The organism is Streptomyces sp. A18, assembly GCF_059026065.1.
This window is the reverse complement of sequence record NZ_JBWLKL010000029.1, coordinates 55,039-79,947: the sequence shown is the minus strand read 5'-3', so window position 1 is coordinate 79,947 and position 24,909 is coordinate 55,039. Positions and strand designations below refer to the sequence as shown.

Genomic DNA, 24,909 nt, shown 5'->3' with positions numbered 1-24,909 from the left:
CGCGGCGCATACCCTTTGTCCCATGGCCTCCCGCACCCCTCCCCGCCCCGTGGGAACGGTGACGCGCGGGACCACCAACCCCAACCGCCTGCGCCGCATGGACCGCTGGATCGCCGCTGCTCACGGCGGTGAGCTGCGGCGTTCCGCCGACCCCGTCGCGGTCGACCTCGGGTACGGAGCGGCCCCCTGGACGGCCGTCGAACTGCTCCTGCGGCTGCGGACCGCCGCGCCGCACGCGCGCGTGGTCGGCGTCGAGATCGATCCGGCGCGGGTCGCCGCGGCGAAGCCGTACGAGAGGGAAGGGCTCTCCTTCCGGCACGGCGGCTTCGAGGTCCCGCTGCCGGGCAGGCCCGCCCTGATCCGGGCCGCGAACGTGCTCCGGCAGTACGACGAGGACCAGGTCGCCGCCGTGTGGGAACGGCTCCGCGGGCGGCTCGCGCCCGGCGGTCTGCTCGTCGAGGGGACGTGCGACGAGATCGGGCGCCGGCACGTCTGGGTCGCGCTCGGCCCGGAGGGGCCGCGCACGGTGACCTTCGCGACCCGCCTCGGCTCGCTCGACCGTCCGTCCGACCTCGCCGAGCGCCTGCCCAAGGCGCTGATCCACCGGAACGTGCCGGGCGAGCCGGTGCACGCGTTCCTGCGCGACTTCGACCGGGCCTGGGCGGCGGCGGCGCCCTACGCCTCGTACGGCGCCCGGCAGCGCTGGATCAGAACGGTGCGGGCCCTGGCCGCGGACTGGCCGGTGGCGGACCGCCCCGCGCGGTGGCGGCAGGGGGAAGTGACGGTGCGGTGGGGAGCGTTGGCGCCGCGTCAGGGGTGAGCGCACCGGTCCCCGGGAGTGAACGCGCGGGGTGCCCCAGGGTGAATTCGCCGGGCGACGGCGGGTGAACTCCGCGTGCGGCGCGCCGCGGGGGGAACGATCTCCGGGTGCCGTTCGTCACATGGGACGGCTGGGGTTCGGAAGTGCCGTCGCGCTCTGTCGAATTGCGCGTCGGCATGGCACCATCCCCGGGGCAACCGTAAGTTACTGACGGTAAATCAGCTTTGGGGGAGGCGGACGTGACCGGCAAGCGGAGTTCGACTGTGGCTGGCCTGGCGCTGATCTGCGCGACAGCGGTGCTCGGCGCCCCGGGCGCGGCCCACGCGAGTCCGGCGAAGCCAACGCCCGGCAAGACCAAGTCCCTTGAGGACCTGCGCAAGGAGATCGAGAAGCTCTACCACGACGCGGGCGTCGCCACGGACGCGTACAACGCGGCGGAGGAGAAGAGCGAGAAGCAGTCCAAGCAGATCGTGAAGCTCGCCCGGTCCATCACCAAGGGCCAGCAGAAGCTGGACAAGCTCAAGTCCCGCGCGGGCGCCGCCGCCCGCGCCCAGTACCGCAGCGGCGGGGTGTCGTCCGAGGCCCAGTTGATGCTGAGCGACGACCCCCAGGAGTTCCTGGACGGCGCCGGGCGGATGCGGCAGGGCCAGAAGGCCACCAAGGGCATGCTGACCGAGATGGAGCGGACACAGGAAGACCTGCGGATCTACGCCAAGGACGCCACCGCCCAGTGGAAGAAGCTCGAGACCAACCGCAAGGCGAAGGCCGAGTCGAAGAAGAAGGTCAAGAAGAAGATCGCGGCCGCCGAGGAGATGGAGTCGAAGCTCGAGAAGAAGGAGCTGGAGCGGCTCCGGAAGCTCGAGGAGGAGGCCCAGCTCAAGAAGCAGTCCGCGTGGGTGAGTTCGGGTGTCCTGAAGGACATCAAGGGCAAGGCGACCGGTCCGGGCGAGAAGGCCATCGAGTTCGCCACCGCGCAGATCGGCAAGCCGTACGTGTGGGGCGCGGAAGGCCCCTCCTCGTACGACTGCTCCGGACTGACCTCCAAGGCCTGGGCCGCCGCCGGCAAGGGAATTCCGCGTACGTCACAGGAGCAGTGGAAGCAGCTGCCGCGCATCGACATCAAGAACATGCGCCCCGGTGACCTGATCATTTATCACGCGGACGCCAGCCATGTCGGGATGTATGTGGGCGACGGCGCGATCGTGCACGCGCCGCGGCCGGGGCGCGATGTGACCGTCGCGGGCGCGGGCTCGATGAAGATCCTCGGGGTCGTGCGGCCCGACAAGTAGCCCCTGTGCCGTACGTCATGTGACCCACCGCACCCACGGGTCCGCCGCTCAACCCTCCGGGCGTGATGTTCGTCATCCCGGTGGGGACCTGTCGTGCCCAATTGCGGTCCTTGATGCGGCATATGACGGTGGCTGTTTGCCGTGCGCCATTCCAATCGGGCCTCGGCTAACGCTATGGTCCCCGTCGGTGGAGCGTTCGACCGTCGATCCACCGTGCCCTCGGGGGGAGGGAAGGAAACCCAAGCGATGCCCGTACCCATACCGCGGCAGAGAGCGATCCCGGCCGCGGAAGGCGGTCAGGCTCACGCTCTGCCGACGCCGACGTCCGCACCCGTGCCGGCGCCCGAACCCGTACCCGTGGAGCACCTCCACACGCCCAGGGACATGGACATGGACCGGCAGTCGAGCGGCCCCGGCCTCAGCCTCCTGGTCATCGAGGACGACCCGGTGGGCTCCCTGAGCGTCCCGCAGATGCTCGACTCCGCGGGCAAGCCCATCAGGGTCCGTACCGCCCGCAACCTCACCGAGGCCGAGCGGCTGCTCACCGACGACGTCCACTGCATCCTGCTCGACCTGACCCTGGCGGGCCCCGTCACCGCGCCCGAGGAGGACGAGGACGAGCTCGCCACGCTCAAGCACGTCCTGCGCCTCGCGCCCCGGCACGCCGTCCTCGCGCTCACCGCGAGCGGCGACACCGAGGGCGGCGCGGAGGCCGTGCGGGTCGGCGCCCAGGACTATCTCTTCCGTGACGAGCTGGACGGGCGGCTCCTGAGCCGCGCCATCCGGTACGCCGTGGAGCGCAAGCGCGCGGACGCCGCCCAGCGCCAGCTGACGGAGTCGCGGCTGCGGGCCCAGGAGAACGCACGCCTGGAGCGCGGCCTGCTGCCGACGCCGCTCCTCGACGGCTCCCCGCTGCGGTTCGCCGCGCGCTACCGCCCGGGGCGTTCGCGGGCGCTGCTCGGCGGCGACTTCTACGACACGGTGCGCACGCCCGACGGCTCCGTGCACGTCATGATCGGCGACGTCTGCGGCCACGGCCCGGACGAGGCCGCGCTCGGGGTCGAGCTGCGGATCGCCTGGCGGACGCTGACCTTCGCGGGCCTGTGCGGCGACGAGCTGCTCAGCACGATGCAGAAGGTCCTGGAGCACGAGCGCGCGGACGACGAGATCTTCGCGACGCTCTGCACGGTCGACATCTCCCCTGACGGCCGCCGGGCCGGACTCTGCCTGGCAGGGCACCCGTCTCCGCTGATCGCCCGCGACGGCCGCCTCGCCGAGCTGCTGCCGTACGACAACAACGGCCCCGCGCTCGGACTCCTGCCCCATGCGCGCTGGCCGCGCCGCCAGGTGGAGCTCGGCGGCAAGTGGAGCCTCATGCTCTACACGGACGGCCTGATCGAGGGCCGGATCGGCGAGGGCAACCAGCGTCTGGGGCAGGACGGCATGGTGGAGATGGTGCGCCGCCAGATCGCCGCGGGCCTGCGGGGCGACGAGCTGCTCGAGGCGGCGGTGAATGAGGTGCGGGAGCTGAACGGCGGCGACCTGACCGACGACGTGGCGGTCCTGCTGCTCGACCGTGATCGCTAGCCCGAGCCCGTCAGGGGCGCGGGGAACTGCGCGACCAGCCCTCACCGGCCAGCGGGTTCACCACCCGGCCCGCGGGTTCACCACCGAGCTTGCGACAGCGGCGAGCGGCTAGCGGCCGCCGTTGTACGGCCCGTACGGACCATCACTGCTGGAGCCTCCGCGGCCGCGGCCCCCGCCCCCACCCGTGATCTGCCGCAGCGCGGGCCGTACGTCGACCATGTACACGATGGTCGCGATGAGGCCGATGATCGGCAGGAACGACATGACGTTGAAGATCAGGTTCACGATGAACGCGAGCCCGAGGATGATCAGCCAGAACGGCTTGGTCTTCTTGTCCGCCGCGGGGTAGGCGTCCTGCCGCCGGACGGCCGCGTCGATGAGCGCGAAGCCGCTGAAGGCGATCAGGGCCAACGACAGCAGCCACATGAAGTTTGCGAACCCCTGCATCAGCACAACGTCCACCACCGGTCTCGGCTCTTGAGGCTCTTGAGTACGCGGACACCGTACCCGCTACCCGGAGAACGGGCCGGGCACTCAGGGAGTGCCCGGCCCCTCCCCCTGGGTTACTTCGCGGGCGGCGTGGTCTTCTTCGACGCCGGCTTGCGGGCGGCCGGGGCCTTCTTGGCGGCGGGCTTCTTCGCCGGGGCGGCGGCCTTCGGCTCGGTGGACTGCGACGTCCCCGAGTCGGCGGGCGCCGACTTCTCCACGGCGTCCGGCTCGACGGCCACGGCGAGCTCGTTGATCTCCTCGGCGGCCTCACCGCGCCACGTCTTCACGGCCTGCTCGCCGTGCTCGGCGACCTCTTCGTACTTCTCGCGCGCCTTCACGGCGTACTCGGCGGCGACGCCGACCGAGCTGAGGGCGAAGCCCTGCGCGCTCTCGCCCAGCTTCTTCAGGTCGGTGTCGAGCGTGCCGAGCAGCTCGGTGACCCTGGTCTGGAGGGTCACCTGCGCCTCCTTGGCGCGGGCGACGGCCTTGTCCTGGACGGCCTTGGTGTCGGTGTTGCGCACGGCGTCGATACGGGCCGGCGCCTCGGCGATCAGCTGCTCGATGGCGCCCGGCACCTTCCTGGCCTGCTGGAACGCCAGGTCGGCGGTGCCGACGACGAAGTAGGCGGGGGTGGTGTCGGTGAGGGTGTTGCGCAGGTCGTCCTTGATGGCCATGGTGATGGTCCTCCCGGATTCGCGTCAGCTTGAAGGGTGGTCCTTGGGGCTGGCATCACTGCCGTCGGCCGTGCGGGGGCCGTCAGCGGTGGCGTCCTCATCGGCCGCGTACGTGGCCTCATCGGCGTACGACGCGTCGTCCCCGTACTCCGAGACCTCGAAGCCGTTCTCTTTTCGGAACGACTCGTAGATCTGCAACAGGACCTGCTTCTGCCGCTCGTTGATGGAGGGGTCGGCGAGGATGACGGCGCGCGTCTCCAGCTCGTCCCGCTCCTTCTCGTCGAGGATCCCGGCCCGGACATACAGCGTCTCGGCGGAGATCCGCAGCGCCTTGGCCACCTGTTGCAGCACGTCGGCGCTCGGCTTGCGCAGGCCGCGCTCGATCTGGCTCAGATACGGATTGGACACCCCGGCGGCGTCGGCGAGCTGCCTGAGCGAGAGCTGCGCGTTGCGCCGCTGCTCACGCAGATACTCACCGAGATTGCCGACGTTGAGTGATGCCATGCGTCGATAGTGCCTGCCCCTTGCTAACTATTGCAAGCACCTGCTTGCAAAAGTGCGCTACACCACTGTGCCGGGGTTCTGTGACTCGCAGCGACAACTGTCACTAGTTGCACTGCCCGGGGACGTTGATCAATCGCGTGAAGGGACCGGCGGGCCAGGGATGTGTTCAGGGTTCGAGCAGGAGCCCGAGGACGTGAGCGAACTCCGCCGGCTCGGCGCTTGCGCCGAGGTGGTTGCCGGGCATGTCGATCAGAGGTAGCTCCAGAAGTTCAGCGAGTGCTTGGGTCGCCCGGCGCGCCATCTGGTGATGGCTCAGCGAGCCGGCGCACAGCGTCACCGAAACGCGACGGATGGCCTCGATGTCGGGGACGTAGAAGACTGTGGGGCCAGCCATCCGTCCCAGGAAGTAGCGGTTCTTGTCGAGTTCCTCGACCGGTAGTTCGGATAGCGCCATATGGGCGGGAGGCGTCTGATCTGGTCCTGTGTGGTGGGCAGCGCCGCTGAGGTCAAAGAACTCCTGCACTGCCCGCTGAGGATCAGCCTCTGCCGCTCTGAACGCTGCTGCGGCTCGGCCGGCCAGGTCTTCGTCATCCAAGAGGGACACAAGGGGCGGCTCATGCAGGACGGCCCGGCCGACCACGTCAGGATGCTGCTTGCCCAGCTCCAGCAGCGTCACGGCACCACCACTGGTACCGACGAACAGAGCGGGCCCTCCGGTGAACCTGTCGACAAGTGCAGCAAGGTCCTCGGCAAGGACCTCGGGCGTGGGCGCGGCCATCCCTGGGGCCGCACGGCTGGCACCGACACCACGCGGATCGTGGGTGACGACGGTAAACCGGCCTGCAAGCTCATGCGCCAGCGCCGCGAAACCGGCCCGCCCAGCCGGCGCCCCGACGAGGAACAGCAGTGGCCCCTCACCCTGGACACCGAAGGCAATCGTGCAGTCCGGTCGGTCGAGAAGGTCCACCGAACTCGTGATCCGATCACTGAAGTCCGCGATCTTCCGAGTGATCACGTCGAGCGCACGGTCCAGCTCCACGCGCCTATCGCGGACGCGACGGCGATGAGCCGTCAGCAACTCCACTCGGAGCCTGGCCGGATCAGCCACCTTGTCGTCAGCGCCTGTGAACTGCGCGATATCGGCCAGTGGCATCCCCGTCTCACGGAGATGAACCAGCATGCGGATCAGCTCGACATCGGCCGTCGTGTATTGGCGACGCCCCGCACTGTCGCGCCGCGGAGACGGTACAACCCCCTGACGTTCGAAGTATCGCAACGTGTCGGGCTCCAGACCGATCCACGCCGCGACCTCCGCGATACCAAACAGCTCATCTGCCTCACTCATGCCGCAAGCCTCGCCCCTGAACCTTGGTACAGGTCAAGCGATCGTCAGCCGACCGCGGCTTCGACAAACTCGATCAACCTGCCCGGTCAGCACAACTAGTCGCCAAGCGGCGCAGGTCGCCACTCGCGGCGGTGTGACCACACCGCCCCCGACTCCGGGGCCGCCGTAGGCAACAGTCCGTACTCATCGGCCATGCCTTCAAGCAGACGCCCACCACGGCTCCCGCACCAGCACGCTTCGAAATCGGTGACAACCCGACTGCGAACACGAACCTTGTGACAACCAGCCCGAGCAACCGGTGACAACTACCGCTGCGAACTCGACCGAGAGGACCAGGTCAGCCCCCCCTCGGTGACAGATGTCGCTGCGAGTCACAGTTCCTTCGGGCCGGGGACCGCCGGCGGAGAACCTCACACGCCCCGCCCCGCGTCCCCACCAGGAACAGCCCCGGGGACCCCCGGGACCCCGGGACACCCCCTGAACAACAGAAGGCTCGCCCCATGACGCGCAAGACGCAGCACGACCGCACGCCGCCGGCAGGCGCGGACGCGGACCGGCAACGGGGCGTCGCCGCCACGGCGTTCGCCGTCCTGCGGCGGCATCGGGGGGCTCTGGCGGGTGCGACGGGACGTGTCGTCGGCCTTGCCGGGCTCGTCGGGCTGCTGCTGACGGCCGCGATATTCGCGCTGTCCTGGCCCTTGTTCACCCACATGCGGAACCAGGTTTTCTGGTACCGCCATGCCGAGGACCCCTACCTGCACGACCACACCGACCTCGCGCTGGTCGCCCTGTGGACGCTCCCGCTCTTCCTGCTCCTGCTCGGCATCGGCAGCGCGGCCCTCCAGAGCGTGTTCTCCCGAGCCGTCGCGGCGGGGACTCCGGCGCCCACCGAGGGCGACCGGCTGCGGCCGGTGCTCACCGTGTACGCGCTGCGCGGCCTGATCGTCTGGCCCCTGCCGGTGCTCGTCGCCCTCGTGGCGGACAGCCTCACGGGCCTGCATCTCGACACCGAGGACCAGATCCTGGAACGCGGATCGTGGGCCCACACGCTCGTCGAGGCCTCCCCGCTGGTGGCCGTGCTCGCCGCCGTGCTGCTGCGCCTCGGGCTCGCCCTCGCCCCGGCCGCCGCGGCAGCCGGGGCAGGACCCGGCGAGGCCCTGCGCCGCTCCTGGTCCCTGGTGTGGACGCGCGCCGGAGCGATCCGCGTCCTCGCCCTCGCGCTGCCGCTTGCCGCGCTCAGCGCCGGGGTGCTCCGCCTCGTGGTGCAGGTGGCCCTCCCGCTGCGCCCCGCCGTACGGGACGTGCTCGAACAGGCCACGGGGAACTTCTTCGCCGCGTACTACGCCGGGATCCTCGCCCCCGTCGTCGTCGGCATCCTGGTCACCGCGGCCCTGGCACTCCCCGTCAGCTGCACGGCCTTCGCCGTCCTGCACGAGCGCCTGCCGGGACGTACGGGACAGGGCACTCGGCCCACCTCATCCGCGATCGGTCGGTAACGTTCCTCGTGTGTCTGTGTCTCTCGACGACCTCGTCCGACTGCGCCAGGCCCGTGACCGCATGGACCGCGACTACGCGGAGCCCCTGGACGTCCCGGCCCTGGCCAAGGCCGCCCTCATGTCGCCGGGGCACTTCTCGCGCAGCTTCCGCGCCGCCTATGGAGAGACGCCGTACAGCTATCTCATGACCCGCCGCATCGAGCGGGCCAAGGCGCTGCTGCGGCGCGGGGACCTGTCGGTGACCGATGTCTGCATGGCGGTGGGCTGTACGTCGCTCGGCTCCTTCAGCTCACGGTTCACCGAACTGGTCGGCGAGAGCCCGAGCGCGTACCGGGCCCGCGACCATGCGCACAGCGCCGTCATCCCTGCCTGCGTCGCCAAGATCCGCACCCGTCCGATCAGGAACGGAGAAGCGAAACCCGGCTCCGGTACGTAGCGTCGTAGGCATGGAAATCAACCTTGCAAGCTGCTTCATCGCCGTCGACGACCACGACAAGGCGCTCGCCTTCTACCGCGACGCGCTCGGCCTCGAAGTGCGCAATGACGTCGGTTTCGAGGGGATGCGCTGGGTGACCCTCGGCTCCCCGACGCAACCGGACGTCGAGATCGTCATCGAGCCTCCGCTCGCCGACCCGAACGCCTCGGACGCCGACCGGCAGGCCGTTGCCGAGCTGATGGCCAAGGGCCTGCTGCGCGGCGTGATCTTCCGGACCGATGACGTCGACGCCGCCTTCGAGCGGATCCGCGCCGCGGGCGGCGAGGTGCTGCAGGAGCCGATGGACCAGCCGTACGGCGTCCGCGACTGCGCCTTCCGTGACCCGGCGGGGAACATGCTGCGGTTCAACCAGCCGCAGAAGAAGTAGGGCGCGCGGCTACACCACCCACTCCCCCTCGCGCATCAGGACCCTGCCGCCGAGCTCCTGCTCGCCGCGCCAGGCGCGCACCATGAGCGGCGTCACGCGCAGATACAGGAAGGGCCCTTCCTCCTGGCGCGGGTCCCAGCCGAACTTGGCGGCGAAGCCGTCCGCGGCGTCCTCCGGGACGTCGCGGGCCGGGAAGCACTCCGCCTCGCCCTGGACGAGCACCACGTCGGCGGTGTCCGGCAGCGCGAGGCGTACGCGTGGCTCCGCGCGCGCGTTGCGGGCGGTCGCGGACGTCTCGCCGGTGCACATCCACAGCGCCTGTCCGTCCCAGCGGAACCACAGGGGCACTTGGTGCGGACCGTGCTCGGGATGAGCAGTCGACAGCCATATGTCCCTCTCCCGGTCGAGGCGCTCCAGCGTCTCGCGCCTGCGCTCCGGGCCCTCACGACGAACGATCTCCGTGTTCCGCATGAGCGCTGAGCTTACGGCCGGCTCCCGCGCCGATGCCCGCCGGTAGTCCGCTGGTGACACCTCACGACGTACGGTCGAAGTGTTCCGCCCGGAGCGGTGCCCCAGGGCCCGAGTGTGACCATTCGGCAACAACTGGGCGGAGAACCGTGATCCCTGACGCATGATGAAACGTCATTACGTCCTGGTGTCACGGGTCTTGGGGGACCGGATGAACAAGCCGCTGCGCCACATAGCCGTCTTCTGCGGGGTGCTCACGCTGGCCCTGCTGCTGCGCGCGACCTGGGTGCAGTTCGCCGAGGGCGAGTCGCTGGCCAAGCACGACAAGAACCGGCGCGTCCAGATCGAGGCCTTCTCGCACCCCCGCGGCGACATCATCGTCGGCGGCAAACCGATCACCGGCTCGAAGGAAGTCAGCGGCACCGACTTCAAGTACCAGCGGGTCTTCAAGGAAGGCCCCATGTACGCGCCGGTCACCGGTTACTTCTCGCAGGCCCAGGGCGCGACCTTCCTGGAGGGCGTCGAGAACGACGTGCTCAGCGGCGACGACGACCGCCTCTTCATCCGCCGCACCCTGGACATGCTGACCGGCGAGAAGCGCCAGGGCGGTGACGTCGTCACGACCATCGACCCCAAGGCCCAACGGGCCGCCTACAAGGGCCTGGTGGACCTGAACGCCCGGGGCGCGGTCGTCGCGCTCGACCCGCGCTCCGGGAAGGTCCTCGCGATGGCGAGCACCCCCTCGTACGACCCCTCCGTCTTCGCGGGGATCTCCGAGAAGGAGGGCAAGGAGTTCACGCGGCTGAGCAAGAACAAGGACAAGCCGCTCTCCAACCGGGCGCTCCGCGAGATCTACCCGCCCGGATCCACCTTCAAGATCCTCACCGCGGCGGCGGCCCTGGAGCACGGCGTGATCGACGACATCGACGAGAAGACCGGCGCCAAGGCCCCCTACAAACTGCCGCTCAGCTCCACCACGATCGGTAACGACGTGCCCGGCGCCCCCTGCGACAAGGCCTCCCTGAAGGTCGGCATGCAGTGGTCGTGCAACAACGTCTTCCTCGACACGGCGCTCAAGGTCGGCGACGACGACATGCGCGAGACGGCGGAGAAGTTCGGCTTCAACGAGCAGCAGTTCATTCCTGTACGCGCCTCCGCGAGCAGCTACCCGGACGACCTCGACAAGCCGCAGACCGCGCTGACCGGCATGGGCCAGGGCAGCCTGACCAGCACGCCGCTACAGATGGCGATGGTCGCGTCGGGGCTCGCCAACGACGGCAAGCTGATGAAGCCGTACATGGTCGAGGAACTGCGCGGCCCCGACCTCTCGACGATCGAGAAGGGCAAGCCGCAGGTCCTGAACCAGGCCGTCTCCGAAGACACCGCGGGCAAGGTGCAGGAGATGATGGAGCACACCGTCGAGGAGGGCACGGCGAACAAGGCGCGGATCGACGGGGTCACGGTCGGCGGCAAGACCGGCACCGCCCAGCACGGCTCGGACGTCAACGACGAGCGGCCGTACGCCTGGTTCGTCTCCTACGCCAAGCAGGACGACGGCTCGTCGCCGGTAGCGGTCGCGGTGTTCGTCGACCCGAAGGACATGGACATCCCGCGCTCGGAGATCGCCGGCGGCAAGCTGGGGGCGCCGATCGCGAAGGCGGTGATGGAGGCGGTCCTGGCGGACTAGTAGGGGGTCACCCCTCCAAGAGCTGCCCGGCCAACCGCTCGATGCGCGCGTGCCAGGCGGCGAGCGCCTCATCGGCGGCTGCCGCACCGTCGAAGGGCCCGGTCTGCGTGAGGACGAGCCGGGTGCCGTAGCCGGTGCCCTCGCCGAACTCCCAACGCACCTCGCCCTTGGGATGCACGGCGTACGTGATCGAGGCCGGGGCCCGCAGCGAGGTGACAGGCCCCGCGGAAACGCCGTCGGCCAGGAACCCGTCGGGCGCCGTATCGCCCTCCAACGGCACTTCCCCCGCACACAGTTCGGCCCACACCGCATCGGCGGACCGCACCAACTGCCGCTCGAAGCGGATACCGCCGTCGGTCACGGCCCCCTGCCCCAGGTCGAACTGCTCCAGATACGCCTCGTGCAACTCGCCCGCGTCCTGGCTCACCTCGGCCTGCCCGCCGTCGAGGAACTGGCCGAGCGCGGAAATGCACAGGTGCCAGCCCGCCGCGAAGCTCGGGGCGCCGAAGCGGTCGCCGAAGGTGTGCACGAGCGTGAGCAGCGAGCCCCGCCCGTCGGGCCCGTCCGGGGCGATCTCCCAGCGCAGGTGGTCGTCGCCCCAGCTGAAGGCGAACAGGCGGGGTTCTTCGGCGTCGGTGACCTCGCCGGTCATGCCGGGCCCCTCGTCGCCGGGGAAATGGAAGCCCATGGCGCCGCCGGGCCGCAGCTCGACGGTCACCTCGGAGGGGAACCACTGGGCGAGGTGCTCGGGCCGGGTGATCGCGGCCCAGACCTGGGCGGGCGGGTGCGCGAGGCGCCGCTCCATCCGCAGGACGTTCCGGCCGTCGTCGCCGGTGAGGGTGTCGGAGTGCGGGTTCATGAGGAGTCACCGTCCATGACATCGAGGTGCCGTTCGAGAGCGTCGAGCCTGCCGGACCAGAGGTGCCGGTAGTGCGCGAGCCACGCGTCGAGTTCAGCAAGGGGCTCGGGCCGCAGCTCGTACCAGCGCCGCTGCGCGTCCTGCCGCACCCGCACGAGCCCCGCGTCGCGCAGGACCCGCAGGTGCTTGGACGTGCCGGGCTGACTCAGGCCGAGCCGCTCGGTGAGCTCACCGACCAGATGAGGGCGCTCGAGCAGCAGATCGAGGATCTTCCGGCGGCTCGGCTCGGCGAGGACATCGAACGGTATGGGCATACCCAGAACATACCTACCCGGCTATATAACCGCAACGGTATGTAAGCCTTCACTCCTCCCAGGGCAAGGGCCGACTGTGGAGCACATCGAGCCGGGACACGGCCCTGGTCAGCACCACGTACAGCCGACTCGCCCCACGGCGCTCAGCCTCCGCGATGGCGGCGGGCTCGACGGCGACGACATGGTCGTACTCCAGCCCCTTGGCCACGGAAGCGGGCAGCACGGTCACCCGCGCACCCAGGTCATCAGGCCCCGCACTGTCGATACCTGCCCCTTCGAGGGCCTCACGCAGACGACCGACGACGGCATCGACGGCGATGACACCCACGGACCCCTCCCGGGACAGCGCGGCACGCACGGCGTCAACGGTGGCGGCAACCACATCCCCTACCTCCCGAATCCTCAACTCGCCGTCCGTACGCAGGGACCGAGCGGGCGGTACGTCGACGTCGAGCGAGGCGAGCACGCGATTGGCGAGCCCCACGACAGCCTTCGGAACGCGGAACCCGACGGTCAAAGGCGTAACAGAGGCGTCGGGCTTGCCGAGATGACCAAGGAGTTCGGGCCACCTCCGAGCGGCCCACGGGGTAGTGCCCTGGGCGAGATCACCGAGAACGGTGAGGGAGCCGAAGCCGGCGCGGCGGGCGATGACCCGGGCCTCCATCGGCGAGAGATCCTGGGCCTCGTCGACGACGATGTGGCCGTAGCCGTCGGGCCGTTCGAGCAGCCCGGCGACTTCATCGAGCAGAACGAGATCGGCGGCGGACCACTTGGCGGACTTATAGGAGCGCGGGGGCTTGGCCCAACAGACGGCCCGCTGCTCCGCACGCCCAAGAATCCCGTCGGCAGCAAGGGCGAGCGTCCCCTCATCGGCGAACAGGGCCGCAAGCACCTCCTCGGGCGTGACCTTGGGCCAGGCCTCGTCGACGAAGGCGGAGACGGAGCGGGCGCGGGAGATCTTCTGCAGCCAGGTGTTGTTCACCGCACCGGCACGACGCTCGGCCTGCTCCTGGATGTGCCGGACGGCACGGGTGCGCACGCGCTCGCGCCCAACGGCGTACGGCGGCTCCTCGGCGCGCACATCCGCGATGATCCGCTCCAGCTGGTCGAGCGAGACCCGCCAGGTGTACGAACCGTCGGGCACCGCGACGGACTTGGTGGGCGCGGCGACCCGCGAGTAGAGCGCACGGCGCAGGACGGCGGCCATCCGGACATCGTGCTTGACGCTCGCCGCGGCTTCGTCGTCCTCGGCCCGCACGGGTGCGGTGCTCCTGGCGATCTCATCCGCGACGGTGGACTGCCGGACACCGGTCTCGCCAAGGGATGGAAGCACTTCCGCGATGTAGCGCAGGAAGGTGCGGTTGGGTCCCAGAATCAGCAGCCCGGTGCGCCGCACGCGCTGAGGATGGGTGTAGAGCAGATAGGCGGCGCGATGCAGACCGACGGCGGTCTTGCCGGTGCCGGGGGCGCCCTGAACACAGACAGAGGCGGCGAGTTCACCGCGGACGAGGTCGTCCTGCTCGGGCTGGATGGTGGCGGCGATGTCACGCATGGGCCCGACGCGGGGCCGCTCGATCTCTCCGGCGAGGATGCGGCTGGTCGGCGCAGCCACGGAACGGCCGCCGACCAGCGGCTCATCCTCCAGCCCCGTGAGATCGGCGGATTCCCCCTTGCTGCCGGGCGCCCAGCCGAAGCGGCGGCGGACGGCGACGCCCTGGGGGGAGCGGGCTCCTGCCTGGTAGAAGGCGCGGGACACGGGGGCACGCCAGTCGACGACGAGGGGCGGGGCGGAGGGGTGTTCGGTGATGCGGAGACGGCCGATGTGATAACTCTGCCCGCGATGATCACCGGCTTCATCGCCCGCGGCAAAGTCGAGACGACCAAAGAAGAGAGGCGCTTCGGGGAGCTCGCGCAGGGCTTTGGCGTGACTGCGGAACTGATACCCGAGGACTTCGGCATCGGCACCGGAGGCGGAAACGTCCGCTCCACTGACGACTCGCACCTGCGCACCGTCAACCATTCCGGCGAGGGCGGCGCGACAGGCGTCGTGGAAGCGACGTTCTTCGGTCAGGGCTTCATCGAGAGGCATACGGCCAAGAATAATGTAACCGAGTTAAATTTGTTCCCGAGTAACACCACCACGCTAGACTCCCGCCATGACAGACGACGAGGCGGGCCTGCGCGAGCGCAAGCGGCAGCGCATGTACGAGACGGTCTCCGACGCGGCGATCGCGCTCTTCCTCCAGAAGGGCTTCGACAAAGTGCCGGTGGCAGAGATCGCGGCGGCAGCCGAGATCTCCAAGCCGACCCTGTTCCGGTACTTCCCGACCAAGGAGGACCTCGTACTCCACCGGTTCGCCGACCACGTGGACGAGGCGGCACGCGTAGTGACCACGCGCCCCGAAAAAAGGTCCCCCCTGGACGCCCTGCAGCGCCACTTCCTGGACGGCCTGGAACGCCAGGACCCGGTGACCGGCCTGTGCGACAACGTCCACGTACTCGCCTTCCACCGACTCCTCTACGGGACGCCGTCACTGGTGGCACGCCTGTACGCCTACCAGGAGCGGTCGGAGGGTGCACTGGGCGAGGCATTGAGCGGGGGCCCACAGGCAGGCCAAGACCTGGCCGCACGCCTGGCCGCCGGCCAGATCATCGCCGTACAACGCATCCTCGCCCTGGAGAACTGGCGCAGGATGGACGCGGGCGAGAGCGCGGAATCGGTCTGGCCGGACGCGACGGTGGCAGCGAACCGGGCGTTCGGCCAACTACGTTCGGGCCTGACGACGTACGCGTGAGGGGCGCCCGGTCGGCCCCACGCACCCGCAGCGACATGCACGGCAGGCCTCCTACCGCCACCCCGACGACGAGCACCGCAGGCCTCCTACCGCCACCCCGACGACGAGCACCGCAGGCCTCCTACCGCCACCCCGACGACGAGCGCCCCCTACCGATCCCCCACCATCACCGCAATCCCATCAAGCACGCGCCCGATCCCGAACTCGAACTCCGTGTCCTCGCCGTCCGCAGCGTCCATGACCCCGGCAGCAAGCGTTCGCCGCAGCGCCGGAAACCGCCCGGGTTCGGTCGAGGTCAGCGCGTCGACGGTGCGCGCGTACCGACGCATCGCCTCATCGGGCGACTGCCCCTTCGCCCTCATCGCCTGGTCCAGATCGGCCATGAGCGTGACCTCGTTCCGCACGAACCCACCCACCAGCATGAGCACGGAGAGCTTCCAGCCCTCGTCAAGACCACTGCCGTCCAACGCGGCGAGGCCCTGCTCCGCCCACTCCAGATAGTGGGGCGAGGCGGGCGGTGACGTGATGGGGATGCGTACGAGCCACAGATTGCGCCGGAAGACATCGCGCTGGGACCGCGCCCACCACTCCAGCCGCGCCCGCCACCCCGTGACCTCCGCGGGCATCTCGGGCGGAGAACCGGTGGCCGCGTCCTGCATCAGCACGTACAGCTCGTCTCTGGCGGAGACGTACCGATAGAGGGACATCGTCGAGACGCCGAGCGCCTTGGCGACCCGCCCCATGGAGACCGCGCCGATCCCCTCCGTGGCCGCGATGGCGATGCCCGCGTCGACGATGCGATCGAGGCTGAGACCGGGCTTGGGCCCCTTGGACGGCCGCTCACGCAACCCCCAGGCGGTCTCGAGGCTCACCGACAGCCCCGTACCGCCTCCACCCTCGCCACCTTCTGCGCCTTCTGCACCTTCTGCGCCCCGCGCACCCGCACCGCCTGCCGCCATGATCCGCCGACGCCTCCTCCTGAGCTGCTGTGCTTGACGGCCATCGTAGTTCTGCGTAACCCTTACCCAGTAATGCGTATGCCTTACACAGTAGCCCGGGAGAAGGCACCCCATGCCACCCACACCACGCACCGAACCCCCGGCCATCGAGGCCAAAGCCCTGACCAAGACGTACGGATCCGGCGGCCGAGCAGCCGTCCCCGTCCTGCGCGGAATCGACCTCACCGTCCCACCCGGCACCGTCTTCGCCCTCCTGGGCCCGAACGGCGCCGGCAAGACGACGGCCGTCCGCATCCTCACCACGCTCACCACGCCGGACGCGGGCACGGCACGGGTGGCGGGCCACGACATCCGTACGGGGCAACGCGAGGTCCGCCGCGCGATCAGCCTCACCGGACAGTTCGCGGCGGTCGACGAGACCCAGACGGGCGCGGAGAACCTCCGCATGATGGCGAGGCTCGCGGGCCTGCCCCGCCCGGCGGCCCGCGCCAAGGCGGCCGAACTCCTGGCCCGCTTCGGGCTCACGGAAGCGGGCGACCGCCTGGTCCGCACGTACTCGGGAGGCATGCGCCGCCGCGTCGACCTGGCGGCGGGCCTGGTGGGCGACCCGGAGGTCATCTTCCTGGACGAGCCGACGACGGGCCTGGACCCGCGCAGCCGCCAGGAGATGTGGGAGGTGGTGCGCGACCTCACGGCGCAAGGCACGACGGTCTTCCTGACGACCCAGTACCTGGAGGAGGCGGACCAACTCGCGCACCACATAGCGGTGTTGCACGAGGGAGTCATCGCGGCGGAGGGCTCACCCGCGACCCTGAAGTCCCTGGTACCGGGCCACCGCCTGGACGCGACGCTCACCACGCCAGAGGCCTACGCCCGCCTGACCGACCGGGCGACGCACCACGCCCCCGAAACCCTGACGCTCGGCTTCCCGACGGACGGCACGGCAAGCAACGTACGAGACCTGCTGGACACCCTGGACCCGACCCGCACCGACCTCGCGACGTTCACACTCCGCACGGCAACGCTGGACGACGTCTTCCTCACCCTGACGAACCCGAACCCGAACCCTTCGCAGCCAACGGGGCTGACCCATGCCTGAGGCCCTGATCATGACCGGCCGAGCGATCCGCATCAGCCGCCGCAATGTGGACGCCCTGATCACCTCCATGGCGCTCCCGGTGATGCTCCTCCTGATCTTCGTCTACTTCTTCGGCGGCGCGATCAAGACGGACACCCAGTCGTACGTCACGTACGTAGTACCCGGGGTACTCCTCCTCTGCGCCGGCTTCGGCTCGTCGAACACGGCGATGGCGGTCACGGAGGACCTGAAGGGCGGCATAATCGACCGCTTCCGTTCCCTGGACATCGGCGGCACCCAGATCCTGGCGGGCCACGTCTTCGCCTCGGTGGCACGCAACCTCATCGCCACGACCCTGGTCCTCGCCCTGGCCTTCGCGATCGGCTTCCGCCCGTCGGCGACCCCCGCGGGATGGCTGGCGGCAACAGGAATCCTCGTGGCGTTCATCCTGGCCCTCTCCTGGCTGTCGGCGACGGTGGGCCTCCTGGCCAAGTCCCCCGAAGCGGCAGGCGGCTTCACCTTCTTCGTGAGCTTCCTCCCCTACCCGAGCAGCGCCTTCGTGGAGACATCCACCATGCCCGACTGGCTCCGCCCCTTCACCGACAACCAGCCGGTGACCCAGGTGATCGACTCCCTACGCGGCCTGCTCCTGGACCAGCCGGTGGGATCCACCCCCTGGCTGGCCCTGGCATGGTGCGCGGGAATCCTGGCGGCTTCGGTGGCGGCATCGGGGGTCCTGTTCAAACGCCGGACGGCGTGAGCCGCAAGCCGCTGCTACGGCATCTCCCTCAACGCACCCTGCTGGCCGTGCGGAAGCGCGCGGGCAAGGTAAGGGTTGGCCGTTGGTCCCTGTCGGAGGCCGAGGGAGGCCGTCGCTGTCGCCAAGGTCATCGCGTACGAGTCCACGGCGCGCTGCACGTTCGGCGCGTCCAGGCCCGTGCCCGTGACCAGTCGGTCCAGGTCCACGTAGGCGGACCGGATCACCTCGACCCAGCGGTACACCGGCCAGTCCTCCTGCCATCCGGTCGTGCACTCCCGAGGAAGGCCCTGCTCCCAGCGGCTGAACATGCGCTGCCTGATCTCGGGGCGAGTCGGGGTGAGGTGCATGTGGCGGACCAGGTCGTACAGCGGGTCGCCGACCATCGCCATCTCCCAGTCGATGACGGTGAGCCCACCGCGAAGGTCGTGGCGTACGAGATTCCAGGGGTTGAGGTCTCCGTGCAAGAGGGACGGGCGGCGCCTCACCAACTGATGGCGGCCCAGCAGTTCCCGCAGACGAGCGCCGTCCGGCAGACCGAGTTCCCTGGCCAGCTTCTGCGATTCCTCGGGCAGACGCATGACCAGCCGCACCAGTTCATCGCAGAGCCAGTCGTAGAAGTCCGACTCACCAGCGGTGGGGTCCAGCTGTCCGCTGTCGATATCGGCCAACGCGACCATCTGGTCGACCAGATGGTCGGCTTCTCTGGGGCGCAGGCCGTCCACCGGGTGGTCCGGCGGCAGATCTCCGGCGCCCGGCCCCTCGTAGGAGTGGATCGCGAACCCATCCTCCGAATGGCTCGTGCCCAGGGCCAGTACCCGAGGGGCCCACACGGGCTCGCGGGACTTTTCGATGGCCCGCAGCACCGCGTGCTCACTGAGAATGCTGCGCTCGCGACGCGCGGCCGAGCTCAGTTTCCGCCGCACCACGACCGGGAATTCGATGCCCTCCACCCGGACCACGGTGTTCAGGTGGCCCGTCCCCTTGTAGACGCGGGAGGCCGGCGCCGCCCCCTCGGCGGCAAGTGCGTCGAGTACGGCCGCCTGGGGGAAGTCGGGATGCTCCGGCACGCGCTGGTCCGGCGCCCAGGAGATCGGGGTCACCTGCCGCCCGCCGGCGCGTCCGCCGGACCGGGCCGCGCGCCAGCGGATCAGCACCCGCTGGATCTCCGCCTCGCCGGGCACACCCCGCAGCCCGAGCGGACCAGCCGCGTGTTCAAGTGCCCGGCGCACCACACCAGTTGCCTCGTCGAGGCTCTTCTGATCGGGCGCGTCCCCCAGTGACTTGGCCGCGCGCATCACGTCCGGATAGACGGACTGGGCACGCTCGAAGGCGACGTAGTGCTTCAGGTCCCGTGACAGGCCGTTGACCGCCCTGGGTCTGAGCCGCCCCATCGCGTCCGCCCAGGCCTCGATCACCTCGTCCCACTGGTGCTCGGGGTAGCGCATGCGGACCAGGTGGGTGGCCAGGTCGTGCAGTGGATCGCCGTAGGTGGCGAGTTCCCAGTCCACGCAGATCAGCGGTGGGTCACCGGCGTAGGAGAAGATCACGTTGTCGCGGTGCAGGTCTGTGTGGAGGAGGCTGTAGGGACGGCGTGCCATGACGGGCACCCGATCCGCCAGCCTGAGCAGCGCATCCTCGGGAATGCCGAGCGCCGCGAACAGCCCACCGAACTCAGCCCAATTGGGCTGTCGGATCTGGCGCTCCGCGAGATGCGCGAGAGTCCGCAGGAACGACCGTCGGCCGTTGTTGATGCGGGGCCAGCCCTCCGGCAGCGGGGGCAGGCTCTCTCGACGGACCTGAGTCATCTGGGCGAGCAGTGTGGCCAGTGCCTTGATCAGCAGCGAGTCGACCGGTTTGCCGTTCTGGCAGATGCTGGAGAACGGCACGCCTTCCACGTAGCTGTGCACCGAGGAGTCGCCACGCTTGGCCAGGCACTCGGGCACGTGGGGCAGCACACCCTTGATCGCCCGCAGAATGGCCGACTCGTCCTCCCAGGTCCGGATGACGACCGGCAGCGCGTCCTTCCTCCGGAGCCGCAGGGTGACGGGCTCCCCGACATCGCGGCCGACCAGCTCCGCCATGGATGCCGTCAGCGGATGCACGTAGTTCTGGTTGTGGTGACCCCCGCTCATGTCCCCACGCAGCAGGGCGTACGCGACGAACTGGCGGTACGGATCTTCGGGGTCGTCGGCGTCGACGTCCTCCGCGCACGCCAGGGACGGGGAACTGGGCACAGGTGACACGCCCACGGGCCGCTCCTGAATAGTCACGCGAGGAAGGCGAAAGTGATGCACACCTTAGTGGCGCGTGAGAACACTGACGACGCGTGGGCGGTAAACGATGGGCTCAATGAGGTACGCGCCACTCCATGGAGGCGTGACGTTCGAGAAAGCTTCCGTTTCGTGCCCTGTCGCTCACGGGCTCAGGCCTGACCCCGCAACACCTTCAGCACCGGCTCCAGCGAACCCACCACACAATCCGCTCCCGCCTTCTTCAGCACCTTCGCCTTCCGCTCGTTACGCGCGTAGCCCAAGAAGTCCACTCCCGCGGCCTCGGCGGCCTGGAAGTCCGTGGGGGCGTCGCCGATCATCAGTGCCGCCGAGGGTTCCGCGCCCATCGCCCGGAGGGCGCGGTTGAGGCAGTACGGGTCCGGCTTCAGCTGGTGGAGGTTCTTCGTACGGCCGTAGATGTGCGGGGAAAAGCACTGCCCCAGGCGCCGACCCTCCAGGTAACGGATCACCGCCCGCGGGGAGTTGTTCGTGGTGATCGCCAGGCGGGGGCCCATGGCGTGCCACGTCATGATCAGGGGGTCCGCGTACTGCGTGGGCCACGCGGAGGAGACCGCTGTCAGTTCCTGCTGGCTGAGCCGTTCCTCCAGCTCGGCCACCAGGTCGCTGCCGGGGTGTCTCTTGTCCACCGCGCGCAGGACCGCGTGCGGGTCCGGCTCCGCGCGCTCCTCCTCGGTGAGTAGGCCGCGCAGCCCCCGTTCCTCCAGCCAGCGGACCTGATCCCTCGCGATCGCCTCGGCCGAGTGCCCGGCGAACAGCCGGCAGATGGGTCCGTCGAAGTCGAAGAGTACGAAACGGGCGCGTGTGATCAGTTCTCGCAAATTCCCGGTCTCTTCTGCCATCCACTCAGTCTGCGTCGTATCAGGAGTCACTAAGAGAGTGTCAGCTCCGTCGCGATGGTTGCCCAGAGCGCGTCGAACCATTTCTGGGACTCTTCCACGAACGCGGCGTCCCGCGGCGCCGTGCCCTTCTCGAAGGAGAAGAGCGGGGACCGCAGCCCCGAGACGTCGAAGGCCTCCACCTCCGCACTGTCGACGTCCAGCATGCTGCGCTCGATGGTGTAGTAGGCGAGCAGCGCCTCCCGCTGGTTCAGCAGGTACAGCTTCACCGGCGGCGTGAACGGCAGCGCGCGGAAGGACACGTCGACGTCGATGCCGTGCGAGGAGCGCAGCGCGCGCAAGTTGTGGCGCAGGACCTGCCCCTGCGTGTTGCGCAGCGCGAGCCAGCGCCCATGGACCTTGCCGCCCTCGTCCTGGCCGCTGGTCGGTCGGGGGAAGGCCAGGTCGATCTCGCTGCTGGGGAGCATGATCCGTACGTTGATCGACTCGGGGCGGATGAGGCCCTCGTGGATGTGGCGCACCGGCTCGCCCAGCGCGATCATCAGCGTCTCCGCCGTGTACGACACCACATCGATCCGCACCTGCGGCTCCGAGAAGGCCGCCGCGAGCCGTGGCGCGAGGCCGACCATCGACGCCTGCGGCTCCACGGCTCCCATGCCCGGCGACGTCGACTCGGGCGGCTCCGCCGCGATCCGTGGCGGGCTGCCCTTGCTCACGTTGGCAAGGAGTCCGTCACCCTGCAGCGTCTTCAGCGCCTGCCGCACCGTCCCCCGCTCCACGCCGAACTCCTCCGCGAGCACCGCTTGCGTGGGGAGGCGGTCACCAGGTTTGAGGTCGCCTGTGCGGATGCGGTCGCGGAGGGTGTCGGCGATGTCCTGGGGGGTGAGTTTTCTGTTGCCGTTCACTGCAACGTTCTCCTGGGTCACGACCAGACGATACAACTCCGCACCATCTCAGGGCAGTTGTCTTGAAGTTGTTTATGTTGCGGGACCAAGTGGGGACAACTCAAGTGAAGTTGGTTGCCAACTCACCCGAGATGGCAGAAGGGGGAACCATCATGGCCGTCCTCGCCCTCCTCGCCGCCGTGTTCGCCGTCACGATCGAGCAGTTCGTGCAGTGGCGGTACGGACCCACCGGCCTCATCGGACTTCTGCTCCTGAGCATCGGCATCAAGGCCAAGAACCCCACCTGCAGCTCCATCGGCGCCGTGGTCCTGGCGCTGATGATGACCGGTCCCGCCATCTAGCAGCGAACTGGCGGCGGACCAGCAGCGGACTAGCCGCGCGCCAGCTCCAGATCCTGACTGATCGTGCCCCACAGCGCGTTGAACCACAGATGGGACTGTTCCACGAATGTCGTGTCCCGCAACCCGTCCCCCTGGTGGAAGGGGAACAGCATCGACTGCGCGCCCTGGGCGTCGTACATCTCCAAGGGCTCGTGGTCGATCTGTTCGCTCTGCTTGGTCAGGGTGTAGTACGCGAAGAGTGCCTCGGAGCCGTTGAGGAGATACAGCTTCACCGGCGGCGTGAACGGCAGGGCGCGGAACGAGACGTCCACATCGATGCCGTGCGAGGTCCGCAGCGCCAGGAGGTTGTGCCGGAGCACCTGCCCCTGTGCGTTCCGCTGGTCCAGCCAGCGCCGGTGGACCTGCCCTCCCTCGTCGTCCCCGCTGTCCACCGCCGCCGGGAAGGCGAGGTCGATGCTGCGGCTCGGCAGGAGCACGCGGACGGTGACCTTGGCCGGTTTCCGCTGCCCGGCGTGAATCTGACGGAGCGGTTCCCCGATCGCCATCGTGAGCGAGATGGAGGTCAGGCAGAGCGCGTCGATCTCCACGTGCGGGGCCTCGAACGCGGCGGCGATGCGCGGGGCGAGGCCGACCATGGTGGGCTGCGGTTTGACGCCGCCGGGCCCGGCCAGCACCTGCTTCGAGGTCTCGGCGACCGTGGCGGGGCTCCCCTTGGACACGTTCGCCAGCAGGTTCTCGCCCTGCAGAATGCGCAGCGCCTCACGTATCGCGCCGCGCTCCACGCCGAACTCGTCGGCCAACTCGGCCTGCGTCGGCATGCGCTGACCCGGCCGCAGCGACCCGGACCTGATCCGGTCACGCAGCTCGTCGGCCACCTCTTGGTGAGACCTGTGCGGCCTCTTCATCCCATTGACGGGGGCAGGTTCCGGGCTCACAACCAAACAGTACAACTTCGCGCCATCTTTGGGGAGTTGCTCGGAAGGTGGTTATGAATCGAGCCAGCGCGGAGATAACTCAGGTGAAGTTGGTAGCCAACTTAGGCAACCTGGTGGGAACCCTCAGGGGTTGGCCGCCAGCAGTTGCCCACCGGACGGCTGCCGACCGGATGGGACGGAGCCCGCCGCCCCATCCCGAAAGGGGGAACGTCATGCCGCTCATCGCCATCGTCATCGCCGCCCTCGCCATCGGATTCGAGCAGCTCATCCAGTGGAAGTACGGACCGATGGGCATCGTCGCCTTCGTCCTGCTGACCGTGGGCATCAAGGCCAAGAGCACCAAAATCAGCGGCGTCGGGGCTGCGATCCTCGTCCTGCTGCTCGCCCAGTCGGGCTGACAGAGCTGGCTGACCGGGCTCCCATCCGGAGGGGAGCCGGGAGTCCGGTCAGCCACCGACCGAAGAGGCCGCGGGGCTCGGGGCCAAGGCTCAGAGAGCAGCCCCGCGGCCCGTGCGTTCAGACCCACCCGCCCGATCGCCCCGCAGGGAAACCCCTGCCCCACAGCGGAACCCCACAGCGGAACCCCGCAGGGAACCCCTAGAACGCCGCCCGGATCTCGCCCACCTCGGCCGCGCCGCCCAGCAGCGCCACACGCCCCACGCGGAGCAGGACATCCGCCTCCACGCCCGCCAGGCCCAGCGCTCGGGCCAGGATGGGACCAAGAGCCCGGAGCCCTCCGTCGTCCACCTTGAACGCCAGCGCACGGCCGTCCGGCAGCGCGAACGCCTGGACCGCCTCCGCGCCCATCTTGGACAGCGCCCCGGGGATCTCCCGCATGAGCCACGTATCGGGGCGTCGCGTGCCCGCGACGTACTCGGGGTGGGCCCGCATCGCGTCCGCGACCCGGCGCTCAGCGGTGTCCTCGGGGGCGAGGACGAAGTGACGGAAGGCACGGGCCAGGCCGGTCAGGGAGATCGCCATCAGGGGGGCGCCGCAGCCGTCCGTGCCGACGGCCGCCACCTTCTCCCCCGCCGCTTCCTCGACGACCTGGAGGATCAGCTGCTGGAGGGGGTGGCGCGGGTCCAGGTAGGAATCCGCGGGCCAGCCGTTCAGGTCGCACACCGCCAGCATCGCCGCGTGCTTGCCGGAGCAGTTCATCGTGACCCGGTCACGTACGGCACCGGCTGCCAAATATGTCTCGGCCTCGACCGCGTCCAGCGGGAGATCGGGCGGGCACTGCAGGTCAGCCGCCGTCAGGCCGTGCTCGGCCAGCATCTTCTGGACGAGGTCACGGTGGAAGGTCTCCCCGGAGTGGCTCGCGGCCGCGAGCGCGAGCCGCTCACCCGACAGGTCAAGGCCTGCCCGCAGCACCGCGGCCGCCTGCATCGGCTTGTTCGCCGACCTCGGGAAGACCGGGGCACTCACGTCCCCCATCGCCAGCTCCACACTGCCGTCCGCCGCGAGCAGCACCAGGCTGCCCCTGTGCCGGCCCTCGACGAAGCCTGAACGTACGACCTCAGCGAGGACCGGGGATATGACAGGGGTGGCGGTGGACTCGGCGGACGTCGAGGTCATCTTCGGCCTTCCGGGGCGGGAGGTGGCGTGGGGCCGCCC

General features: G+C 69.5%; 26 protein-coding genes. 12 read left to right on the top strand and 14 right to left on the bottom strand.

The window, feature by feature from the left end; genetic code table 11:
* Positions 1 to 22 precede the first annotated feature (22 nt).
* The 3 genes from AC5P1C_RS32325 (at position 23) to AC5P1C_RS32315 (ending at position 3,696) form a co-directional block, all read left to right on the top strand.
* Complete coding sequence (locus AC5P1C_RS32325) at positions 23 to 820, top strand: class I SAM-dependent methyltransferase (RefSeq protein ID WP_493869503.1); 798 nt, start codon at positions 23 to 25, stop codon at positions 818 to 820.
* A 239-nt stretch (positions 821 to 1,059) separates the two neighbouring features.
* Positions 1,060 to 2,109, top strand: coding sequence for a C40 family peptidase (locus AC5P1C_RS32320; protein WP_493869502.1), 1,050 nt, complete (start codon positions 1,060 to 1,062; stop codon positions 2,107 to 2,109).
* A 246-nt stretch (positions 2,110 to 2,355) separates the two neighbouring features.
* Positions 2,356 to 3,696: a PP2C family protein-serine/threonine phosphatase gene (locus AC5P1C_RS32315; RefSeq protein WP_493869501.1), complete on the top strand. Its 1,341-nt coding sequence runs from the start codon at positions 2,356 to 2,358 to the stop codon at positions 3,694 to 3,696.
* A 108-nt stretch (positions 3,697 to 3,804) separates the two neighbouring features.
* Here the strand turns inward: AC5P1C_RS32315 and AC5P1C_RS32310 are convergent, their stop codons facing one another.
* The 4 genes from AC5P1C_RS32310 to AC5P1C_RS32295 all read right to left on the bottom strand — a co-directional run bounded on the left by AC5P1C_RS32310 (position 3,805) and on the right by AC5P1C_RS32295 (position 6,708).
* A complete protein-coding gene (locus AC5P1C_RS32310) occupies positions 3,805 to 4,143 on the bottom strand; it encodes a DUF2516 family protein (RefSeq protein ID WP_493869500.1) in 339 nt (112 codons plus the stop codon).
* Between the two features lie 116 nt (positions 4,144 to 4,259).
* Positions 4,260 to 4,859, bottom strand: coding sequence for a hypothetical protein (locus AC5P1C_RS32305; protein WP_493869499.1), 600 nt, complete (start codon positions 4,857 to 4,859; stop codon positions 4,260 to 4,262).
* Positions 4,860 to 4,883: 24 nt separating this feature from the next.
* Positions 4,884 to 5,363, bottom strand: coding sequence for a helix-turn-helix domain-containing protein (locus AC5P1C_RS32300; protein ID WP_493869498.1), 480 nt, complete (start codon positions 5,361 to 5,363; stop codon positions 4,884 to 4,886).
* Between the two features lie 166 nt (positions 5,364 to 5,529).
* Entirely contained in the window at positions 5,530 to 6,708 is a 1,179-nt protein-coding gene (locus AC5P1C_RS32295; protein WP_493869497.1) for an alpha/beta fold hydrolase, read from the bottom strand.
* Between the two features lie 500 nt (positions 6,709 to 7,208).
* Here AC5P1C_RS32295 and AC5P1C_RS32290 point away from each other — a divergent pair, with 500 nt between their 5' ends.
* From AC5P1C_RS32290 to AC5P1C_RS32280, 3 genes are read left to right on the top strand one after another with little or no spacing between them, the layout of a single operon-like run.
* On the top strand, positions 7,209 to 8,204 hold the full coding sequence (locus tag AC5P1C_RS32290; protein WP_493869496.1) for a hypothetical protein: 996 nt from the start codon (positions 7,209 to 7,211) through the stop codon (positions 8,202 to 8,204).
* Positions 8,205 to 8,220: 16 nt separating this feature from the next.
* Positions 8,221 to 8,640, top strand: a complete 420-nt coding sequence (locus AC5P1C_RS32285) for a helix-turn-helix transcriptional regulator (protein WP_493869526.1) — start codon at positions 8,221 to 8,223, stop codon at positions 8,638 to 8,640.
* 10 nt (positions 8,641 to 8,650) lie between these two features.
* On the top strand, positions 8,651 to 9,067 hold the full coding sequence (locus AC5P1C_RS32280; protein WP_493869495.1) for a VOC family protein: 417 nt from the start codon (positions 8,651 to 8,653) through the stop codon (positions 9,065 to 9,067).
* Positions 9,068 to 9,076: 9 nt separating this feature from the next.
* Here the strand turns inward: AC5P1C_RS32280 and AC5P1C_RS32275 are convergent, their stop codons facing one another.
* A complete protein-coding gene (locus tag AC5P1C_RS32275) occupies positions 9,077 to 9,538 on the bottom strand; it encodes a pyridoxamine 5'-phosphate oxidase family protein (protein WP_493869494.1) in 462 nt (153 codons plus the stop codon).
* A 208-nt stretch (positions 9,539 to 9,746) separates the two neighbouring features.
* Here AC5P1C_RS32275 and AC5P1C_RS32270 point away from each other — a divergent pair, with 208 nt between their 5' ends.
* Entirely contained in the window at positions 9,747 to 11,222 is a 1,476-nt protein-coding gene (locus AC5P1C_RS32270; RefSeq protein WP_493869525.1) for a peptidoglycan D,D-transpeptidase FtsI family protein, read from the top strand.
* Positions 11,223 to 11,229: 7 nt separating this feature from the next.
* Here AC5P1C_RS32270 and AC5P1C_RS32265 read toward each other — a convergent pair whose 3' ends face one another.
* The 3 genes from AC5P1C_RS32265 to AC5P1C_RS32255 are packed head-to-tail and all read right to left on the bottom strand — an operon-like array spanning position 11,230 to position 14,484.
* Entirely contained in the window at positions 11,230 to 12,081 is an 852-nt protein-coding gene (locus AC5P1C_RS32265; protein ID WP_493869493.1) for an SRPBCC family protein, read from the bottom strand.
* Complete coding sequence (locus tag AC5P1C_RS32260) at positions 12,078 to 12,395, bottom strand: ArsR/SmtB family transcription factor (protein ID WP_365860249.1); 318 nt, start codon at positions 12,393 to 12,395, stop codon at positions 12,078 to 12,080. The genes AC5P1C_RS32265 and AC5P1C_RS32260 overlap by 4 nt, the downstream gene beginning before the upstream one ends.
* A 49-nt stretch (positions 12,396 to 12,444) precedes the next feature.
* Positions 12,445 to 14,484, bottom strand: a complete 2,040-nt coding sequence (locus tag AC5P1C_RS32255; protein ID WP_493869492.1) for a HelD family protein — start codon at positions 14,482 to 14,484, stop codon at positions 12,445 to 12,447.
* A 67-nt stretch (positions 14,485 to 14,551) separates the two neighbouring features.
* Here AC5P1C_RS32255 and AC5P1C_RS32250 point away from each other — a divergent pair, with 67 nt between their 5' ends.
* Positions 14,552 to 15,190, top strand: a complete 639-nt coding sequence (locus tag AC5P1C_RS32250; protein ID WP_493869491.1) for a TetR/AcrR family transcriptional regulator — start codon at positions 14,552 to 14,554, stop codon at positions 15,188 to 15,190.
* A 149-nt stretch (positions 15,191 to 15,339) separates the two neighbouring features.
* Here AC5P1C_RS32250 and AC5P1C_RS32245 read toward each other — a convergent pair whose 3' ends face one another.
* Positions 15,340 to 16,149, bottom strand: a complete 810-nt coding sequence (locus tag AC5P1C_RS32245; RefSeq protein ID WP_493869490.1) for a TetR/AcrR family transcriptional regulator — start codon at positions 16,147 to 16,149, stop codon at positions 15,340 to 15,342.
* Between the two features lie 112 nt (positions 16,150 to 16,261).
* Between AC5P1C_RS32245 and AC5P1C_RS32240 the strand changes: the two genes are divergently transcribed.
* Positions 16,262 to 17,248, top strand: a complete 987-nt coding sequence (locus AC5P1C_RS32240; RefSeq protein ID WP_493869489.1) for an ABC transporter ATP-binding protein — start codon at positions 16,262 to 16,264, stop codon at positions 17,246 to 17,248.
* Positions 17,241 to 17,987, top strand: coding sequence for an ABC transporter permease (locus AC5P1C_RS32235; protein WP_493869488.1), 747 nt, complete (start codon positions 17,241 to 17,243; stop codon positions 17,985 to 17,987). Before AC5P1C_RS32240 ends, AC5P1C_RS32235 begins: the two co-directional genes overlap by 8 nt.
* A 14-nt stretch (positions 17,988 to 18,001) precedes the next feature.
* Here AC5P1C_RS32235 and AC5P1C_RS32230 read toward each other — a convergent pair whose 3' ends face one another.
* The 3 genes from AC5P1C_RS32230 to AC5P1C_RS32220 all read right to left on the bottom strand — a co-directional run bounded on the left by AC5P1C_RS32230 (position 18,002) and on the right by AC5P1C_RS32220 (position 22,046).
* A complete protein-coding gene (locus AC5P1C_RS32230) occupies positions 18,002 to 20,119 on the bottom strand; it encodes a phosphotransferase family protein (protein WP_493869524.1) in 2,118 nt (705 codons plus the stop codon).
* Positions 20,120 to 20,409: 290 nt separating this feature from the next.
* Positions 20,410 to 21,198, bottom strand: coding sequence for an HAD family hydrolase (locus AC5P1C_RS32225; RefSeq protein WP_493869487.1), 789 nt, complete (start codon positions 21,196 to 21,198; stop codon positions 20,410 to 20,412).
* On the bottom strand, positions 21,147 to 22,046 hold the full coding sequence (locus AC5P1C_RS32220) for a GntR family transcriptional regulator (protein ID WP_493869523.1): 900 nt from the start codon (positions 22,044 to 22,046) through the stop codon (positions 21,147 to 21,149). The genes AC5P1C_RS32225 and AC5P1C_RS32220 overlap by 52 nt, the downstream gene beginning before the upstream one ends.
* 125 nt (positions 22,047 to 22,171) lie before the next feature.
* Between AC5P1C_RS32220 and AC5P1C_RS32215 the strand changes: the two genes are divergently transcribed.
* A complete protein-coding gene (locus tag AC5P1C_RS32215) occupies positions 22,172 to 22,360 on the top strand; it encodes a hypothetical protein (RefSeq protein WP_493869486.1) in 189 nt (62 codons plus the stop codon).
* Between the two features lie 29 nt (positions 22,361 to 22,389).
* Here AC5P1C_RS32215 and AC5P1C_RS32210 read toward each other — a convergent pair whose 3' ends face one another.
* Entirely contained in the window at positions 22,390 to 23,265 is an 876-nt protein-coding gene (locus AC5P1C_RS32210) for a FadR/GntR family transcriptional regulator (RefSeq protein WP_493869485.1), read from the bottom strand.
* A 242-nt stretch (positions 23,266 to 23,507) separates the two neighbouring features.
* On the opposite strand from AC5P1C_RS32210, the gene AC5P1C_RS32205 reads away from it, so the two are divergent.
* Positions 23,508 to 23,693: a hypothetical protein gene (locus AC5P1C_RS32205; RefSeq protein WP_493869484.1), complete on the top strand. Its 186-nt coding sequence runs from the start codon at positions 23,508 to 23,510 to the stop codon at positions 23,691 to 23,693.
* A gap of 199 nt (positions 23,694 to 23,892) precedes the next feature.
* On the opposite strand, the gene AC5P1C_RS32200 is transcribed toward AC5P1C_RS32205, so the two are convergent.
* The gene (locus AC5P1C_RS32200; RefSeq protein ID WP_493869483.1) at positions 23,893 to 24,870 is read right to left on the bottom strand and encodes an asparaginase; all 978 of its coding nucleotides are present in this window, start codon (positions 24,868 to 24,870) and stop codon (positions 23,893 to 23,895) included.
* Positions 24,871 to 24,909: the final 39 nt, after the last annotated feature.

What these genes read in the sequence shown, in the direction of transcription:
- AC5P1C_RS32310 (WP_493869500.1), bottom strand. Translation starts at nt 4,143, where the DNA reads ATGCAGGGGTTCGCAAACTTCATGTGGCTGCTGTCGTTGGCCCTGATC.
- AC5P1C_RS32290 (WP_493869496.1), top strand. Translation starts at nt 7,209, where the DNA reads ATGACGCGCAAGACGCAGCACGACCGCACGCCGCCGGCAGGCGCGGAC.
- AC5P1C_RS32280 (WP_493869495.1), top strand. Translation starts at nt 8,651, where the DNA reads ATGGAAATCAACCTTGCAAGCTGCTTCATCGCCGTCGACGACCACGAC.
- AC5P1C_RS32245 (WP_493869490.1), bottom strand. Translation starts at nt 16,149, where the DNA reads ATGGCGGCAGGCGGTGCGGGTGCGCGGGGCGCAGAAGGTGCAGAAGGC.
- AC5P1C_RS32250 (WP_493869491.1), top strand. Translation starts at nt 14,552, where the DNA reads ATGACAGACGACGAGGCGGGCCTGCGCGAGCGCAAGCGGCAGCGCATG.
- AC5P1C_RS32295 (WP_493869497.1), bottom strand. Translation starts at nt 6,708, where the DNA reads ATGAGTGAGGCAGATGAGCTGTTTGGTATCGCGGAGGTCGCGGCGTGG.
- AC5P1C_RS32235 (WP_493869488.1), top strand. Translation starts at nt 17,241, where the DNA reads ATGCCTGAGGCCCTGATCATGACCGGCCGAGCGATCCGCATCAGCCGC.
- AC5P1C_RS32275 (WP_493869494.1), bottom strand. Translation starts at nt 9,538, where the DNA reads ATGCGGAACACGGAGATCGTTCGTCGTGAGGGCCCGGAGCGCAGGCGC.
- AC5P1C_RS32270 (WP_493869525.1), top strand. Translation starts at nt 9,747, where the DNA reads ATGAACAAGCCGCTGCGCCACATAGCCGTCTTCTGCGGGGTGCTCACG.
- AC5P1C_RS32300 (WP_493869498.1), bottom strand. Translation starts at nt 5,363, where the DNA reads ATGGCATCACTCAACGTCGGCAATCTCGGTGAGTATCTGCGTGAGCAG.
- AC5P1C_RS32225 (WP_493869487.1), bottom strand. Translation starts at nt 21,198, where the DNA reads ATGGTTCGACGCGCTCTGGGCAACCATCGCGACGGAGCTGACACTCTC.
- AC5P1C_RS32205 (WP_493869484.1), top strand. Translation starts at nt 23,508, where the DNA reads ATGCCGCTCATCGCCATCGTCATCGCCGCCCTCGCCATCGGATTCGAG.
- AC5P1C_RS32265 (WP_493869493.1), bottom strand. Translation starts at nt 12,081, where the DNA reads ATGAACCCGCACTCCGACACCCTCACCGGCGACGACGGCCGGAACGTC.
- AC5P1C_RS32260 (WP_365860249.1), bottom strand. Translation starts at nt 12,395, where the DNA reads ATGCCCATACCGTTCGATGTCCTCGCCGAGCCGAGCCGCCGGAAGATC.
- AC5P1C_RS32315 (WP_493869501.1), top strand. Translation starts at nt 2,356, where the DNA reads ATGCCCGTACCCATACCGCGGCAGAGAGCGATCCCGGCCGCGGAAGGC.
- AC5P1C_RS32230 (WP_493869524.1), bottom strand. Translation starts at nt 20,119, where the DNA reads ATGAGCGGGGGTCACCACAACCAGAACTACGTGCATCCGCTGACGGCA.
- AC5P1C_RS32325 (WP_493869503.1), top strand. Translation starts at nt 23, where the DNA reads ATGGCCTCCCGCACCCCTCCCCGCCCCGTGGGAACGGTGACGCGCGGG.
- AC5P1C_RS32215 (WP_493869486.1), top strand. Translation starts at nt 22,172, where the DNA reads ATGGCCGTCCTCGCCCTCCTCGCCGCCGTGTTCGCCGTCACGATCGAG.
- AC5P1C_RS32305 (WP_493869499.1), bottom strand. Translation starts at nt 4,859, where the DNA reads ATGGCCATCAAGGACGACCTGCGCAACACCCTCACCGACACCACCCCC.
- AC5P1C_RS32200 (WP_493869483.1), bottom strand. Translation starts at nt 24,870, where the DNA reads ATGACCTCGACGTCCGCCGAGTCCACCGCCACCCCTGTCATATCCCCG.
- AC5P1C_RS32210 (WP_493869485.1), bottom strand. Translation starts at nt 23,265, where the DNA reads ATGAAGAGGCCGCACAGGTCTCACCAAGAGGTGGCCGACGAGCTGCGT.
- AC5P1C_RS32240 (WP_493869489.1), top strand. Translation starts at nt 16,262, where the DNA reads ATGCCACCCACACCACGCACCGAACCCCCGGCCATCGAGGCCAAAGCC.
- AC5P1C_RS32255 (WP_493869492.1), bottom strand. Translation starts at nt 14,484, where the DNA reads ATGCCTCTCGATGAAGCCCTGACCGAAGAACGTCGCTTCCACGACGCC.